Annotated in this window: 15 protein-coding genes; 4 read left to right on the top strand and 11 right to left on the bottom strand. The window is 73.1% G+C overall.

Annotated features, from left to right (window positions below):
- A partial coding sequence (locus IEZ27_RS29555; RefSeq protein ID WP_229824451.1) for a hypothetical protein occupies positions 1–677 on the bottom strand: 677 nt, incomplete at its 3' end.
- A 257-nt stretch (positions 678–934) separates the two neighbouring features.
- Between IEZ27_RS29555 and IEZ27_RS29550 the strand changes: the two genes are divergently transcribed.
- Positions 935–2,524, top strand: coding sequence for a glycoside hydrolase family 27 protein (locus IEZ27_RS29550; protein WP_189650231.1), 1,590 nt, complete (start codon positions 935–937; stop codon positions 2,522–2,524).
- A gap of 28 nt (positions 2,525–2,552) precedes the next feature.
- Here the strand turns inward: IEZ27_RS29550 and IEZ27_RS29545 are convergent, their stop codons facing one another.
- Positions 2,553–3,512 (bottom strand): NADP-dependent oxidoreductase, encoded by a 960-nt coding sequence (locus IEZ27_RS29545; RefSeq protein WP_189650230.1) that lies wholly within the window; start codon positions 3,510–3,512, stop codon positions 2,553–2,555.
- Between the two features lie 102 nt (positions 3,513–3,614).
- Between IEZ27_RS29545 and IEZ27_RS29540 the strand changes: the two genes are divergently transcribed.
- Positions 3,615–4,193 (top strand): TetR/AcrR family transcriptional regulator, encoded by a 579-nt coding sequence (locus tag IEZ27_RS29540; RefSeq protein WP_189650229.1) that lies wholly within the window; start codon positions 3,615–3,617, stop codon positions 4,191–4,193.
- Between the two features lie 10 nt (positions 4,194–4,203).
- On the opposite strand, the gene IEZ27_RS29535 is transcribed toward IEZ27_RS29540, so the two are convergent.
- The 4 genes from IEZ27_RS29535 to IEZ27_RS29520 all read right to left on the bottom strand — a co-directional run bounded on the left by IEZ27_RS29535 (position 4,204) and on the right by IEZ27_RS29520 (position 7,753).
- The gene (locus IEZ27_RS29535; RefSeq protein WP_189650228.1) at positions 4,204–5,052 is read right to left on the bottom strand and encodes a dioxygenase family protein; all 849 of its coding nucleotides are present in this window, start codon (positions 5,050–5,052) and stop codon (positions 4,204–4,206) included.
- A gap of 67 nt (positions 5,053–5,119) precedes the next feature.
- Positions 5,120–6,133: an NAD(P)/FAD-dependent oxidoreductase gene (locus tag IEZ27_RS29530; RefSeq protein WP_189650227.1), complete on the bottom strand. Its 1,014-nt coding sequence runs from the start codon at positions 6,131–6,133 to the stop codon at positions 5,120–5,122.
- 4 nt (positions 6,134–6,137) lie between these two features.
- Positions 6,138–6,659: an isoprenylcysteine carboxyl methyltransferase family protein gene (locus tag IEZ27_RS29525; RefSeq protein ID WP_189650226.1), complete on the bottom strand. Its 522-nt coding sequence runs from the start codon at positions 6,657–6,659 to the stop codon at positions 6,138–6,140.
- Between the two features lie 41 nt (positions 6,660–6,700).
- Positions 6,701–7,753, bottom strand: a complete 1,053-nt coding sequence (locus tag IEZ27_RS29520; protein WP_189650225.1) for a type III polyketide synthase — start codon at positions 7,751–7,753, stop codon at positions 6,701–6,703.
- A gap of 127 nt (positions 7,754–7,880) precedes the next feature.
- Between IEZ27_RS29520 and IEZ27_RS29515 the strand changes: the two genes are divergently transcribed.
- Positions 7,881–8,753 carry a UbiA family prenyltransferase gene (locus tag IEZ27_RS29515; RefSeq protein ID WP_229824450.1) on the top strand — a complete coding sequence of 291 codons (873 nt, stop codon included), beginning with the start codon at positions 7,881–7,883 and terminating at the stop codon, positions 8,751–8,753.
- 66 nt (positions 8,754–8,819) lie between these two features.
- Here the strand turns inward: IEZ27_RS29515 and IEZ27_RS29510 are convergent, their stop codons facing one another.
- From IEZ27_RS29510 to yczE, 3 genes are all read right to left on the bottom strand, one after another.
- Positions 8,820–9,971, bottom strand: a complete 1,152-nt coding sequence (locus tag IEZ27_RS29510; protein WP_189650223.1) for an NAD(P)/FAD-dependent oxidoreductase — start codon at positions 9,969–9,971, stop codon at positions 8,820–8,822.
- A 52-nt stretch (positions 9,972–10,023) separates the two neighbouring features.
- A complete protein-coding gene (locus tag IEZ27_RS29505) occupies positions 10,024–11,784 on the bottom strand; it encodes a glycoside hydrolase family 15 protein (protein ID WP_189650222.1) in 1,761 nt (586 codons plus the stop codon).
- A gap of 77 nt (positions 11,785–11,861) precedes the next feature.
- On the bottom strand, positions 11,862–12,464 hold the full coding sequence (gene yczE, locus IEZ27_RS29500) for a membrane protein YczE (RefSeq protein WP_189650221.1): 603 nt from the start codon (positions 12,462–12,464) through the stop codon (positions 11,862–11,864).
- 63 nt (positions 12,465–12,527) lie between these two features.
- Here yczE and yczR point away from each other — a divergent pair, with 63 nt between their 5' ends.
- Positions 12,528–13,958 carry a MocR-like transcription factor YczR gene (yczR, locus tag IEZ27_RS29495; protein ID WP_189650220.1) on the top strand — a complete coding sequence of 477 codons (1,431 nt, stop codon included), beginning with the start codon at positions 12,528–12,530 and terminating at the stop codon, positions 13,956–13,958.
- 4 nt (positions 13,959–13,962) lie between these two features.
- Here the strand turns inward: yczR and IEZ27_RS29490 are convergent, their stop codons facing one another.
- A complete protein-coding gene (locus IEZ27_RS29490; RefSeq protein ID WP_189650219.1) occupies positions 13,963–14,580 on the bottom strand; it encodes a trimeric intracellular cation channel family protein in 618 nt (205 codons plus the stop codon).
- Positions 14,581–14,591: 11 nt separating this feature from the next.
- A complete protein-coding gene (locus IEZ27_RS29485) occupies positions 14,592–16,082 on the bottom strand; it encodes a peptide MFS transporter (protein WP_189650218.1) in 1,491 nt (496 codons plus the stop codon).
- Positions 16,083–16,191: the final 109 nt, after the last annotated feature.

Raw genomic sequence — 16,191 nt, 5'->3', positions numbered from 1 at the left:
TCGCGGTCGCCGTCCCAGTCGCGGTCGCCGTTCCACTCGCGGTCGCCGTCCCAGTCGCGGTCGCCGTTCCACTCGCGGTCGCCGTCCCAGTCGCGGTCGCCGTCCCACTGACGGTCGCCGTCCCACTCGCGGTCGCCATCCCACTCGCGGTCGCCGTCCCACTTCTGGTCGCCGTCCCACTTGTGGTCGCGGTCCCCCTTGTGGTCGTCGCCCTTGTGGTCGTCGTGCCGGTTGTGGTCGTCGCCCTTGTGGTCGTCGCCCTTGTGGTCGCTGTCCCAGTCGCCGTCTACCCAGCCCCAGTCGCCGACCCAGTCGTGCTCGCTGTCCCACTTCTGGTCGTCGCCCTTGCGGTCGTCGCCCTTGTGGTCCTCGTGCCGGTTGTGGTCGTCGTGCCGGTTGTGGTCGTTGTCCTGGTCGCGGTCGCCGTCCCACTGACGGTCACCGTCCCAGTCGCGGTCGCCGTCCCAGTCGCGGTCCCCTTCCCACTGACGGTCGCCTTCCCAGTTACGGTCGCCGTTCGACGAACGGTCACCGTCCCATGGGTTCCCGGCGGCAGAGCCGCCGGGTGTGTAGGCGAGCGCGTCCGGACGCGGCTCGGCGGCGGCCTGACCGGCTGTGACGAGTGGGACGGCGCCGAACGCGGCGCAAGAGACAAGTGCTGCGATGAATCGTCGCATTACACCGATCCAATCACTCTCGATGATCTAACCGCTACAGATAGTAGCCATCGTCCCGAGATTTGAAACGTAAGTGGTTACGTACAGTGACATCGCCCGAAGCGCCCCGATCCGCAAACCCTTGTACGTCTGCGTTCTTACTAAAAAGCAACAGAATCCATCAACACCCCTTGACTGCACACGAAAACCGACGGACGATCCCGTTTGATTTAGTCGGATCATGTTGGATCCTCACCCCTCGGTGTTGAAGGAGTCCCATGCGCGCGATCCTTCGAACAACCCTCCCCCTGGCCCTGGCCGCCACCTGCCTCACGGCCGCCGCCACCCTGGCGCCCCCCGCCGCCGCCCTGGAGAACGGCCTGGCCAGAACGCCTCAAATGGGGTGGAACGACTGGAACAGCTTCGGCTGCTCGGTCAGCGACACCCTCGTCAGGCAGACGGCCGACGCCATGGTCGCCTCCGGCATGGCCGCGGCCGGCTACACATACGTCAACATCGACGACTGCTGGTCCACCAAGACCCGGAACGCGGCCGGCGACCTCGTCCCCGACCCGCAGAAGTTCCCCGGCGGCATCAAGGCCGTGGCCGACTACGTGCACGGCAAGGGGCTCAAGCTCGGCATCTACTCCTCGGCCGGCACCACGACCTGCGCGGGCTACCCGGCCGGCCTCGGCAACGAGCGCAGGGACGCGACCCTGTGGGCGTCGTGGGGCGTGGACTACCTCAAGTACGACAACTGCGGCGACCACCTCGGGCAGAGCGCGCAGCAGCGCTACACCGCCATGCGCGACGCCCTCGCCGCGACCGGCCGGCCGATCCTCTACAGCCTGTGCAACTGGGGTCAGGACAGCGTCTGGACCTGGGGCATGCCGGTCGGCAACTCCTGGCGCACCACGGGCGACATCCAGGCGAACTGGGGCTCGGTCATGGGCATCCTGGACAGCCAGGCCGGGCTGGAGGCGTACTCGGGGCCGGGCGGCTGGAACGACCCCGATATGCTGGAGGTCGGCAACGCGGGGCTGACGGCCACCGAGTCGCGAGCCCACTTCAGTCTGTGGGCGCTGCTGAACGCGCCGCTCGTCGCCGGCAACGACCTGCGTTCGATGAGCGCCGAGACCCGGACGATCCTCACCAACACCGAGGTCATCGCCGTGAACCAGGACTGGGGAGGCAGGCAGGGCCACAAGATCGCCGACAACGGGAACCTGGAGGTCTGGCGCAAGCCGATGGCCGCGACCGGCACGGGCACCGGCTCGGCCGCCGTCGTGCTGCTCAACCGGGGGAGCGCCGCGGCCACCGTCTCCACCACCGCCTCCGCGCTGGGGCTCGGCGCCGCGGCCTCCTACTCCGTACGCGACCTGTGGGCCCACACGACCGGCTCCTCGGCGGGCACGGTCAGCGCCTCCGTGCCCGCCCACGGCGCCGCCATGTACGTCGTCACCGGCGGCGGCACGCCCCCTGCGGCCACCGCGATCAAGGGCGCCGGCTCCGGCAGGTGCCTGGACGTGCCGGGCGCGTCCCAGACCGGCGGCACCCAGGTCCAGATCTGGGACTGCAACGGCGGCCCCAACCAGCAGTGGACCCCGACCACCACGGGCGAGCTGCGCGTCTACGGCGGCAAGTGCCTGGACGTGTACGACCGCGGCACCGCCGACGGCACCCGCGTGATCATCTGGGACTGCAACGGCCAGGCCAACCAGCAGTGGCGGCTCGGCACGGACGGCGCCATCACGGCCGTCGGCGCGGGCAAGTGCCTCGACGTGCCGAACAACGCCACCGCCAACGGTACGAAGCTGGTCATCTGGACCTGCAACGGCGGGGCCAACCAGCGGTGGTCGCGGACCTGACCTCCGCCCGGCCCCGCTCGGGCACCGGTCAGACCACGCGCAACACGATCTTCCCCTGGATGTGGCCCCGCTCGGCGCGCTCGTGCGCCCGCGGGGCCTCCTCCAGGGAGAAGACGCTGTCGACGCCGACGCGCAGCCGTCCCGCGTCGATCAGCTCGGCCAGCGCGGCCATCCCCGGCCCGTCGGAGTGCACCTGGCCGCCCCGGCGCACGATGCCGCGCCGTGCCGCCTCCTCGTCGTGGTACTCGCCGTGGAAGACCGGGCTGAGCGTGCCGCCGTCCTTGAGCACCGGCAGGAACCGGTGGCCCGCAGGGCCGCCCACGGTGTCGATCAGGCAGTCCACGTCGCGTACGACGTCCTCGGGCGCGACCTTCGTGTAGTCGAGGAACTCGGCCACGCCCAGCTCCTTCAGGAAGGTCTCGTGACGGCCCGAGGCCACGGCGATGACGTACGCGCCGAGGTCCGCGGCGAGCTGGGCGGCGAAGTGGCCGACGCCGCCGGCCGCGCCGTTGACCAGGACCCGGCTGCCGGGCCGCAGGCCGATGATGTCGTGGACGTACTGGTAGGCGGTCAGTCCGGCCATCGGCACCGCGGCCGCGGCGACGTGGTCCACCGAGGCGGGCTTGCGGGCCAGGTGGCCGACGGGGGCGGTGGTGTACTCGGCGTACCCTCTGCCGCCCAGGTCGCCGACGCGGGGGAAGCGGACGAGGCCGTAGACCTCGTCGCCCTCGGCCCACTCGGTGACGCCGGGGCCGAGGGCGGCCACGACGCCCGACACGTCCGAGCCGGGGGTGAAGGGCAGGGGGATCTCCGGGCGCATGGACGCCGGGATGTTCGCGAAACCCCGCCGGGCGTACCAGTCGGGCGGGTTGACCGCGGCGGCGTGCACCCGGACCAGGACCTCGCCGGGACCCGGTTCGGGCAGGGGCACCTCCTCCAGCTTCAGGACCTCGGGGCCGCCGACCTCGTGCACGCGGATGGCCTTCATCGTCGATTCTCCTCAGGGAGCCGGGCGCCGCTATGATGCGGAGCAGTGTTCCGGATCATAATCGGAGCACTGCTCCGCTTGTCAAACTCCGGAAGGTACCGGATGACCGAAACACCCCGTAACCGGCGCGCGGACGCCCAGCGCAACCGCGAGCGCATCCTGGCCGTGGCCGCCACCGTCATCGAGGAGCAGGGCACCGAGGCGTCCCTGCGCGACGTCGCCCGCCGCGCCGAGGTCGGCCTGGGCACGCTCTACCGGCACTTCCCGACCAGGGAGGCGCTGCTCGAAGCGCTGCTGCGGCAGCGCTTCGACCGGCTCGCCGAACGCGCCCAGGCGCTGGACGGCGCCGCCGAGCCGCACGAGGCGCTGGTGGAGTGGCTGCGCGCGTTCGTCGCGGGCGCGGGCGCCTACCGGGGACTGGCCGCCTCGATGATGGCCACGATCAACGACGAGGGCTCACCGCTGCACGCCTCCTGCCACGCCATGCGCCAGGCGGGCGGCCGGCTGCTGGAACGCGCCCAGGCCACCGGCGACGTCCGCGCCGACGTGACGGGGCTCGACCTGTTCGCGCTGGCCAGCGCCGTGAGCTGGATGCTCGACCAGGCGCCCTCGCTGGCCGCCCGCGGCGACCACCTCTTCGGGCTGGTCATGGACGGCCTGCGCCCGCCACCCGGCGGCTGACCGGCGGGTCTCAGCCGGCCCAGCCGATCGGCACCAGCCGCACGTCGAAGTCGATCTCCTCGTACGGCCCGTCCATCCCCCACCCCCCGGTACGCGGCACCGGACGCCGTACGAGCTCCTCCTTGACCGCGAACGCGGCGTCGGAGCCCAGGTAGGGGTCGCCGGCCAGGAACACGTGCGTGGTCAGCGGCCGATGGCCGGGCGCGGTGACCTGGTAGTGCAGGTGGGCGGGACGCATCGGGTGCCGCCCGGACGCGCGCAGCAGCCGTCCCGCGGTGCCGTCGGCGGGCACCGGGTAGCTGCTCGGGCGGATCGTACGGAACCAGTAACGGCCCTGCTCGTCGGTGGTGAACAGGCCGCGCAGGTTGCCGGGCTCCTGGGCGTCGTCCTGGCTGTCGTACAGGCCATTGTCGCCGGCCTGCCACAGGTCGACGGCCGCGCCGGGCAGCGGGACGCCCTCGCAGTCGAGCACCCGCCCGTGCACCACCATGGGCACGCCGCGCCCGCGTTCGGGCCCGTGGCTGAGCCACGCGCCGGGCTCGCGAGCCGGGGCGGGGGAGTGGAAGGGGCCCTCGACGGAGGAGGGCGTCATGTTCTCCGGGCCTTCGTGGTTGACCTCGTCCACGGCGGAGGTCAGGCCGAGCATGTCCGACAACAACACGAACTCGTCGCGGTCCGGCGTGCACCACCGGCCGGTCTCGGCGAGGAAGGCGAGCCCGGCCCGCCACTCGGCCTCGGTGGGGCGCACCTCCGCCACGAACGCGTGCAGGTGGGCGACCAGCGCGGAGACGATCTCGTTCACCCGCGGGTCGGGGCCGTCGACCTGGGCCAGCACCTGCCGTACGAGCTTGTCCGTCATGGCGACCGTCCTTCGGGGGGACCGTGTGTGTTCATTATCGGCACACCGCCGGGCCGGCGGGGAAGGCTCACGCCAGCACCCGGACCACGCCGGTGAACAGGCGGGGCAGCCGGCGCGCCGCGGGCACCACCAGGCGGGCCGTGCCCGGGCGGCGGGCGGCCTGGACCAGCGCGCCCGTCAGCAGCCTGTGCGTACGCGACAGGCGCAGCCACGCGCCCTCGTAGTCCTCCGGACGCCCCGCCGCCAGGCACCCGACCAGCACCTCCGCCGAGCGCACGGCCAGCGAGACGCCCTCGCCGGTGAGCGCGTCCACGTAACCGGCCGCGTCGCCGACCAGCAGGACCCGGCCGGCCCGGCGGGCCCGTACGGCCTGGCGCAGCGGGCCCGCGCCGCGCACCGGCGTGACGGCCGGGCCGTCCAGGCGTCGGGCCAGGCCGGGGAAGCCGCGCAGGTGGTCCTCGAAGCCGCGCCGCGCCGAGCTGAGGACCGCGACGCCGACCAGGTCGTCGCCGACCGGCGTGACGTACGCCTCGCCCGCGCCCGACCAGTGGACCTCGACGAAGTCGCTCCACGGCTCGATCCGGTAGTGCCTGCGCAGGCCGTACCGGCGGGGGCCGCGTACCGGCAGGTCGAGGCCGAGCGAGCGGCGCAGCGGGGAGTGCAGGCCGTCGGCGGCCACCAGCCAGCGGGCCCGCAGCCCGCCCGCGGACACGCCGTCCCGGTCCTGCTCGGCGCGGGCGATCCGGCCGGTGACGGTCTTGACGCCCAGCTCGGCGGCCCGCTGCGACAGCGCCATGTGCAGGCTCGTACGCCGGACGCCGAGCCCCGGCCCGGCGGCGAAGGCGGCCCGCGCCTCCCGCCGGCCGTCGAGGTAGTGGATGCCGCGGAACCCCCGCCCGGCGACCGGCACCCCCATCGCCGCCAGCGCGGCCACGCCGCCCGGCATGACACCCTCGCCGCACGCCTTGTCCACCGGCCCGGCCCGCGGCTCGACGACGACCGCCTCCATGCCGGCCAGCGCCGCGTGGATGGCCGTCGCCAGCCCCGCAGGCCCACCGCCCGCGACCAGTACGTCGATCACCGGCTCACCCCCTGGCCACGAGGGCGAGCGCGGCGTTCTCGCACCGGATGCGCACCACCATCAGCGCGGCGTTGAGCAGCGTGAACGCCAGCGCCGTCAGCCAGGCCGTGTGCACCAGCGGCAGCGCCAGCCCCTCGGCCGCCACCGCCACGTAGTTGGGGTGCCGCAACCACGGGAACCGGTACGGCCCGCCCGTCACCAGCGGCAGCCCCGGCACCACGATCACCTGCGTGTTCCACCGCGGCCCGAGCGCGGTGACGCACCACCACCGCAATCCCTGGGCCGCCACGACCAGCACGAGCATCGGCCAGCCCAGCGCGGGCAGGAACGGCCGTCCGGCCAGGGCCACCTCCAGCGGCGCGCACACCAGCAGCCCGGTGTGCAGGGCCACCATCCACGGATAGTGCCCCCGCCCGGTCACGACACCGCCGCGCGCCATGCTCCAGGCGGCGTTGCGCCTGGCGACGACCAGCTCGGCCAGGCGTTCCAGGCCGACGAGCACGATGAGCACCAGATACCAGGTCACAGGTCAACCACCAGCGGAGTCGAGGGATCGTGGACGGGCGCCTACCAGCGCAGCAGGACGAGCTCGGAGCAGAAACCGGGGCCCATCGCGATGACCAGCCCCCACGTCCCCGGGGCCCGCGGCCCGGCGGCCAGGGTCTCGCCGAGCACGTGCAGGACCGAGGACGACGACAGGTTGCCGTGGGCGGCCAGCGAGCGCCACGTCACGTCGAGCGCGCCCACGGGCAGCTCCAGCGCCTCCGACACCGCCTCCAGCACCTTCGGACCGCCCGGATGGCACACCCACGCCGTCACGTCCCCGGCCGTGATCCCGTGCTCGGCCAGGAGCCCGTGCACGTCGTCGGCCAGGTAACGCCGGACCACGTCGGGCACGCTGGCGTCCAGCATCACCCGGAAGCCGGTGTCGCCCACCTGCCAGCCCATGACGTGCTCGGAGCCGGGATACAGGTGGCTGCGGGTGGCGACCACCGAGGGCCCGGCCGTGGCGCGTTCGGCGCCGCAGGCCACGACGGCCGCCGCGCCGTCGCCGAACAGCGCGCCGGCGACCAGGTTCGCCGGTGAGGAGTCGCCGCGCTGCAGGGTCAGCGAGCACAACTCCACCGACAGCAGCACGGCCACATGGTCCGGCCAGCCGCGCAGGTAGTCGTGCAGCCTGGCGATGCCCGCCGCGCCGGCCACGCAGCCCAGGCCGAAGACGGGCACCCGCTTGACGTCGGGCCGCAGGCCCAGCGCGGCGGCCAGCCGGGCGTCCACGGACGGCGCGGCGATGCCGGTCACCGACGTGAACATGATCAGGTCCACGTCGGCCGGTTCCAGGCCGGCGGCGTCCAGGGCCGCCTTCACGCTCTCCAGTCCCAGCTCGACGGCCACGGAGACGAAGGCGTCGTTGGCGGCGCCGAAGCCGTCCAGCTTCTCGTACCGGTCGATCGGGAGGGCGAGGTTGCGGTACTCCACGCGCGCGCCGCGGTGCAGGCGGTCGATGAGGCGGCGGTCGGCGTTGTCGGGGAGGCACAGGCGGGCGGCCATGTCGGTGAGCTCGGACTGCGGATACCGGTGAGGAGGGAACGCGCAACGGACTGCGGAGATTCGGGTCATGCAGTGCTCCCTCGACAGGTCGCCCACAACATCTCACTCCCCGCACGCTTCCCGCCCCGATGGTCATTTAAGCCATACGCGGCGTGTGGGAATTCTCGCCGCGTTTCTCCGGGTCTACGATCGCGGTGTGACCGACCCGGACCCCGCGGCCGCCGCCGTCGTACGCGGCGGGCCGGTCCGTACGGCCGTCGCGCTGGCGCTGGCCTGCCATCCGGGCCCCACCGTGGCCGTGACCGCCCTGGTCACCGCGCTGGCCGTGGCGTCGGGCCGGGACGCGGCCGGCTGTGTCCTGGTGGCCGCCGCCGTGCTGGCGGGGCAGTTGTCGGTCGGCTGGTGCAACGACGCCGTGGACGCCGCCCGGGACGCCGCCGCCGGGCGCGCGGGCAAACCGGCCGCCGACGGCACGGTGAGCGTGACCGCCGTACGGGTGGCCGCGCTGGCGGCGCTGGCCTGCTGCGTGCCGCTGTCGCTGGCCTCGGGCCGGTCGGCGGGCCTGCTGCACCTCGCGGGCGTACTGGGAGCCTGGGGGTACGACCTGGGGCTCAAGGCCACCGTCCTGTCGTGGGCGCCGTACGCGGCCGGGTTCGGCGTGTTGCCGGCGTTCGTGACGCTGGGGCTGCCCGGGGAGCCGTGGCCGGCGTGGTGGGCCGTGGCCGCCGCGGCGCTGCTCGGCGTGGGGGCGCACCTGGCCAACGTGCTGCCCGACATCGAGGGCGACCTGGCGACCGGCGTACGCGGGTGGCCGCAGCGCCTCGGGGCGGCGCGGGTGCGGCTGCTGGTGCCCGTGCCGCTGCTGGCCGCCACCTGCCTGCTCGTCCTCGGGCCCGCGGGCGGCCCCGGCCTCGCGGGGTGGCTCGCCATGGCGGCCGCCGCCGTGCTCGCCGCCGGGGGAGTGCTGCCGGCGGGCCGGTCCGCGCGGGCGCCGTTCGCCGCCGCCGTGGCCGTGGCGGCCGTGGACGTCCTCCTGTTGCTCGCCAACGGCGCCGTACTCACAGCCTGACGGCGGCCGGGCGCGCCGAACAGGCGGCACGGCCCGGCGCCACCCGCCGACCCGGCCACCGGGGGGTCAGCGGGACAGGCCGGTCGCGCCGCGGAGCCAGCGCAGTCCCACCGCCAGGGCCAGCGGCGCGGGCACCGTCCCGGCCCCGAGCCCCACCTCCACCAGCAGGTCGAACACCTCCTTGCGGCGCGCGGCGGTCGCGATCGCCGCGTCGATGAACCCCGGCGACTGCGCCAGCCTGGCCAGCACGTCGGTCGTGCGCAGATGCCGCCCGAGCGCGCCGCGCAGCTTGCCCCGGTAGCGCGTCAGCGGGTCGCCCGGCGACTCCAGCGCCGCCTCGGCCGCCAGCCGCCCCGACAGCAGCGCGTAGTAGATGCCCTCGCCGGTGAGCGGGTTGATCAGCCCCGCCGCGTCCCCGGCGAGCAGGACGCGCCCGGCCCCCGGCGCGGGCCGCCCGGTCGACAGCGGCAGGTGGTGGGCGCGCAGCTCGCGGGCGGGCCGGTCGGGCAGCAGCTCGGCAAGCCGCCCGTGCAGCACCTGGCGGCCGGGCGCCCCCGCCGCCCGCAGCCGGGGCAGCAACATGCCGAACCCGACGTTGGCGGTGCCGTCGCCGATCGGGAACGACCACGCGTAGGCCGGCCAGCCCGCCCGCTGCATGGCGATGAGCTGCACGTCGTCGGACTCGGGCACGTCGGCGTAGCCCCGTACGGCCAGGGCGGTGTGCCGTTCGGCCGCCGCGGGCAGCCCGATGAACCGGCGCACCGCCGAGTTGGCCCCGTCGGCCGCCACCACCGTACGGGCCCGCAACCGCCCGTCGAGGACCACCCAGGACCCGTCGGGCACCAGCTCCCTGACGCGGTGGCGGCGTACCTCGACGCCCCTGGCCCTGGCGGCCTCGACCAGCCGCGCGTCGAACACCCGGCGCGGCACCACGTGGTTGGGCCGCGCCGCCTCGGCCGAGACGCGCAGCCCGCCCGGCGAGACCACGGTCAGCCGGGGCGTGGGCCGGTAGTCGTCGATGAGCGCGGGCAGCCCGAGCAGCGCCAGCTCGTCGCGCCCGTGCGCGGCGATGCCGTCGCCGCACGGCTTGTCGCGGGGGAAGCCGGACCGGTCGAGCAGGAGCACGCGCAGGTCCGGCCGCAGTTGCGCGGCCCGCAGCGCCGCCGCCGAGCCCGCCGGTCCCGCGCCCACGACGGCCAGGTCCCACTCCTCACCCATGCGAGGTCTGTCCCACTCCGTGCGGGGCCGGAAACCCGTTCCGGCCCGCGCGTCACGCCCGTGACAGGGCGCGGGCGGCGTGGATCAGCGGCACGTGGCTGAACGCCTGCGGGAAGTTGCCCACCAGCCGTCCGTAGCGGGGGTCGTACTCCTCGGCCAGCAGGCCGACGTCGTTGCGCAGGCCGAGGAGGCGTTCGAACAGCTCCTCGGCCTCCTCCTTGCGCCCCTGCATCGCCATCACCTCCACCAGCCAGAAGCTGCACGCCAGGAACGCGCCCTCCCCGCCGGGCAGTCCGTCGACGTCGTTGTCGGCGGCCAGCGGATACCGCAGGACGAACCCGTCGGACATGAGCTCCTTCTCGATCGCCGCGACCGTGCCCACCACGCGGGGGTCGTCGTGCGGCAGGAAGCCCACGACCGGGATCATCAGCAGCGCCGCGTCCAGCTCCGACGACCCGTACGACTGGGTGAAGGTGTTGCGCCGCGGGTCGTAGCCCTTGTCGCAGATCTCGGCGTGGATCACGTCGCGCAGCGTGCGCCACTTGTCCACCGGCCCGGTACGGCCGAACCTCTCGACGTACTGGACGGCGCGGTCGAGGGCGACCCAGCACATCACCTTGGAGTGCACGAAGTGCCGTCGTGGGCCGCGCACCTCCCACAGGCCCTCGTCGGGCTCGTCCCAGTGGTCCTCCACGTAGTCGAGGAGCTGGCGCTGGATCGTCCAGGCGCGGTCGTCGGCGGCCAGGCCGCGGGCGCGGGAGACGTACAGGCAGTTCATCACCTCGCCGTAGACGTCGAGCTGGAGCTGCTGGACCGCCTCGTTGCCGATGCGGACCGGGCGGGAGCCCTCGTAGCCGTCCAGCCAGTCGAGGCGCAGCTCGGGCAGGCGGCGCTCGCCGGCGACGCCGTACATGATCTGCAGGTCCTGGGGGCGTCCGGCGATGGTGCGCAGCAACCAGGAACGCCAGTCGGCGGCCTCCTCCAGGTAGCCCGAGCTGATCAGCGCGTCGAGCGTCATCGTGGCGTCGCGCAGCCAGCAGAACCGGTAGTCCCAGTTGCGCACGCCGCCGATGTCCTCGGGCAGCGACGTGGTCGGCGCGGCCACGATGCCGCCGGTCGGCGCGTACGTCAGGCCCTTCAGCGTGATCAGCGACCGCGTCACCGCCTCCCGGTACGGGCCCTCGTAGGCGCACCGAGCCACCCAGTCGGTCCACATCGCCTCGGTCTCGGCGAGCTGCTCGGCGGCGTCGATGCGCGGCGGCATCGGCTCGTGCGAGGGATGCCAGGTGAACACGAACGGCAGCCGGTCGCCCGCCTCGACGGTGAACGTGGCCCGGTGGGCGTAGTCGCCGCCCTTGAGCGGGACGGGGGAGTGCAGCCACACCGAGTCGGGGCCGCCGACGGCCTGGAGGTGGCCGTTCGTGCGGCGCACCCACGGCACGATGCGCCCGTAGTCGAAGCGCACGCGGAGCTGGGTGGAGACCTCGACGCTGCCGGAGACCCCCTCGACGATGCGCACGACGTCGGGGTTGCGGTCGCGCGGCGGCATGAAGTCGATCACCCGTACCGTGCCGGTCGGGGTGTCCCACTCGCTCTCCAGGATGAGTGTGTCGGGCCGGTAGCGGCGGCGGGTGGCCGGACTCCGGCCCGTCGGACCCAGCCACCAGTGGCCGTTGCGCTCGCTGCCGAGCAGGGCCGCGAAGCACGAGGGGGAGTCGAACCTGGGCAGGCAGAGCCAGTCGATCGAACCGTCCCTCGCCACCAGCGCGGCCGACTGCATGTCTCCGATCAGCGCGTAGTCCTCAATCCGCATGCCGAAGACGCTACTCGCGCGACGGTGATCCCGCGCCGGGTCCGCTTCTGTCGCGTCAGGACGGGCCCGGCGCCGGATCACGACAGGGGGAACCAGCGCATGAACAGCTGGGTCAGCGGCCCGATGGCCAGGGCGAAGACGAGGGTGCCGACGCCGACCTGGCCGCCGAGCAGCCAGCCCGCGGCCAGGACGGTGATCTCGATGAGGAAGCGGCCGAGCCGTACCGACAGGCCGAGCCGTACCAGGCCGGTCATGATGCCGTCGCGCGGGCCGGGGCCGAGGCCGGCGCCGATGTAGAGCACGGTGGCCAGCGCGATCGAGACGACGCCGAGCGCCACGTACAAGGACTGGAGGGCCAGGTGCGACGGCGTGGGCAGGACGAAGATCGCGGCGTCGGCGAACAGGCCGAGGAACACGACGTTGCTGATCGTGCCGAGGCCGGGCCGCTGGCGCAGTGGGATCCACAGCAGCATGACCAGGGCGCCCACGCCGATGATGACCGTGCCGATGGACACGCCCGCCCTGAGCGCCAGTCCCTGGTGGAAGACGTCCCAGGGGTCGTTGCCGAGCCCGGACTCGACCTGGAGGCCGATGCCGGCTCCGTACAGGGCCAGGCCACCATAGAGACGTACGAGCCGGGCGGGCAGGGAACCCGGGCGCGGGAGGCTTGCTTCACTCATGATGGCCCCACAGTGGCATGCAGTGAGGTTGTCAAAACAGGGCCAATCAGGGAAAGTGGCCTTATGAGGCATTTGTCGGCAGGACAGGTGGCCCGGCTGGCCGACATCGATCCGGCCGCCCGGCCGTACTACCGCGCCCTCGCCGACGGCGTACGCGCGCTCATCATGGACGGCCAGATCCCGGTACGCGTCCGCATGCCCGCCGAACGCCACCTGGCCGAGACCCTGGGCGTCAGCCGTACGACCGTCACCTCGGCCTACGACCTGCTGCGTGAGCGCGGCTACCTGGAGAGCAGGCAGGGCTCGGGAAGCTGGACGACCCTGCCCGACCCGGCCACCGCCGGCGAGAACCCGTGGCTCAGCACCGGCGACGACGGCCTGATCCAGCTCCACTGCGCCGCCCCGTCCGCGCCGTCCGCGCTGCGCGAGGCCATGACCGAGGCCGTGGACGACCTGCCCAGGTACGGCATGGGCAACGGCTACGACCCCATGGGCCTGCCGGTCCTGCGCGAACGGATCGCCGCCCGCTACACCGAGCGCGGCCTGGCCACCAGGCCCGAGCAGATCGTCGTCACCACCGGCTCCCAGCACGCCATCCAGCTCGTCGCCGGCCTGCTGATCAGGCCGGGCGAGGCCGTCATGGTCGAGTCGCCGACCTACCCGCACGCCATCGACGTGGCCCGCCGGCACGGCGCCCGGATCGTGCCCTTCGGCATCTCGAACGAGGGCTGGCAGCCCGACCTGATGTCGGCCGCCATGCGGCAGTCGGGCGCCCGCCTGGCCTACCTCATGCCCGACTTCCACAACCCCACCGGCGCCCTCATGGACGACGCCACCCGCGCCGCCGTCACCGGCGCGGCCCGCCGCAACGACACCATCCTGCTGGTGGACGAGACCTGGAGCGAACTGGCCATCGACGAGGTGCCGCGCACCGCGCCCATAGCCGCCTTCGACAACGACAGCCGGGTGATCAGCATCGGCTCGGCGTCCAAGTTGTGGTGGGGCGGCCTGCGCATGGGCTGGATCCGTACCACCGCGGCCCTGGCCCGGCGGCTGGCCCGCCACCGCGCGGCCGTCGACATCGCCAGCCCGGTCCTGGAGCAACTGATCACCGCCCGCCTGTTCGACCGGCTGGAGGAGACCCGCGCCGAACGCCGCCGCCGGCTGCGCGCCTCGCGCGCGGCGCTGGTCTCCGCGCTGGCCCGGCACCTGCCGGAGTGGACGTACACGATGCCGGGCGGTGGCGGCTCGTTGTGGCTGCGGCTCAACGGCGACACCTCCACCTCGCTCGCCGAGGCCGCCGCCTCCCATGGCGTACGCCTGGCGCCCGGGCCCTGGTTCGGCCTGGAAGGCACCCTGGAGGGTTACCTGCGGGTGCCGTTCACGCTGCCGCCCGAGACCGTGGCCGACGCCGTCGCCCGCATCTGCCAGGCCCGCGCCCAGGGTCCCACGGGCGTGGGCCCGCAGCCCGACTCCCTCGTGCCGATGGTGTGAGGCCCTAGGCGGCGGGGTCCTCGGCGCCCTTGGCGACCGGGGCCCGCCAGCCGCGGCGCATCGCGGTGATGCGCAGCCCGAAGGCCAGCACCGCCGCCGCCAGCGTGGCCGGCCAGCCGTGCAGGCCCGCCGTCGACAGGCCCGCCATCACGGCCGAGCCCAGCAGGGCGGGCACGGCGTAGAGCTGGCGGTCGTACAGCAGCGTGGGGATCGCGCCGGCCAGCACGTCGCGGATCACACCGCCGCCGACGGCCGTCGTGACCCCGAGGACGGTGGCGTGCAGGGGGCTGAGGCCGTACTCCAGGGCCTTGGCGGTGCCGACGGCCGAGAACAGGCCGAGGCCCGCCGCGTCGAGCACGAGGATGACGGGCATCACGCGGGCCACATGCGGATGCCAGTAGAAGACGATCACCGTGGCGGCCACCGGCACGAGCACGTAACCCAGGCTCTGGAACGCGGCCGGCCGCACGTTGAGAATCAGGTCGCGGACGATGCCGCCGCCGAGCGCGGTCATCTCGGCCAGCACGCCCATCCCGACCACGTCGAGCCGCTTGCGCACACCCATGAGCGCACCGGTCAGTGCGAAAACAAAAATACCGACAAGGTCGAGGATTTCAGACACGATGGAGATTTTTACCGTATCGGAGGCATGGCCGCCGCATGGTAGTGCTCGGCCATGAGCACCCGCAGCTTGCGCGTGAACAGGAACAGCGCCAGCCCGGCCACGATCGCCATGATCGCCAGCACCAGGTAGTAGGCCGGGTCGGACAGGTAGTGGCTGAGCCGCCCGGTCTGCCCGCCGACCGCGTCGCCCACCGACACCGCGATGAACCAGATCCCCAGCATCTGCCCCTTGAACGCCTCGGGCGCCAGCTTCGTCGTCACCGACAACCCGACCGGGCTCAGCGACAACTCGCCGAACACCTGGATCAGGTAGACCAGCACCAGCCACCACACCGACACCCGCCCGCCGGTCGCCAGCGAGGCGGCCAGCGCCATCACCACGAAGCTCAGCCCCACCATGACCAGCGCGAACCCGAACTTCTGCGGCGTGCTCACCCGCACCCCCAGCTTCACCCACAACGCCGCGAACACCGGTACGAAGATCATGATGAACAGCGGGTTGAACGACTGCGTCGTCGCGGCCTGGATCGGCAACCCGAACAACGACAACCGCGTGTGGTCGGCGGCGAAGAACAGCAGCTTGCTCGGCGCCAGATCGTAGATCATCCAGAAGATCGAGGCCGCCACGAACAACCAGATGTAGGCCTTCATCCGGCCGCGTTCCTCGCCGGTGAGGCTGTGGCTGCCCACGAGGATGTAGGCGAAGTACGCCACGGGCACGATCAGGATGACGATCGTGATCGCCAGGGCCAGGCGGTCGATCGTGAGCGTGCCGGTGGCCGCCCACACGCCGAGCGCCGCGGCCGTCACGGCCGCGCCCAGCCCGGCCAGGCGGCCGAACCGGCGGCGCTCGGGCGGGGTCAGGCGGATGCCGGGCCGCTCGCCGATGCCGCGCAGGTTGCGCCCGCCCCACACGTACTGGAGGAGGCCGAGGGCCATGCCGACCGCGGCGGCGCTGAAGCCCAGGTGCCAGCGGTCCCCGGCGGCCAGCCAGCCGACGACGAGGGGCGCGAAGAAGGCGCCCAGGTTGATGCCCAGGTAGAACAGGGAGAAGCCGGCGTCCCTGCGGCCGTCCTCGTCCTCGTTGTAGAGGCGGCCGACCATGACCGAGATGTTCGGCTTGAGCAGGCCGGTGCCGCTGATGATCAGCAGCAGCCCGAGCCAGACGAAGAACGAGGTCGTCACCGGGATCGCCATGCTGATATGGCCCAGCATGATGACGAACCCGCCCCAGAACACCGACCTGCGCGCCCCCAGGATGCGGTCGGCGATCCAGCCGCCGGGCAACGCCACCAGGTAGATCAGCGCGCCGTAGACGCCGACCACCGCCTGTGCGGTCTCCTGCGACATGCCGAGGCCCTTGTGGGCGGGCGAGGCCGCCATGAACGTGGCCAGGATCGCGCGCAGGCCGTACCAGCTGAAGCGCTCCCACATCTCGGTGGAGAACAACGTCGCCAGGCCCCACGGATGCCCGAAGAAGGTCCTTCCGCCCTTGCTCATCGCACCCTCCCGCGACACGTACGGCATCTGGACGATCACTCTACGTGAACGGGTCCGTTGTTTCCCGCCAAGGTCTTGCCGCTGCCCAGAGGGTGTGGTGCGATGCATG

The sequence above is a fragment of the Nonomuraea spiralis genome, from assembly GCF_014648435.1.
GTDB classification, from domain to species: Bacteria; Actinomycetota; Actinomycetes; order Streptosporangiales; family Streptosporangiaceae; genus Nonomuraea; species Nonomuraea spiralis.
The sequence above is the reverse complement of the archived record's forward strand: the minus strand, read 5'-3'. Positions and strand labels throughout refer to the sequence as shown.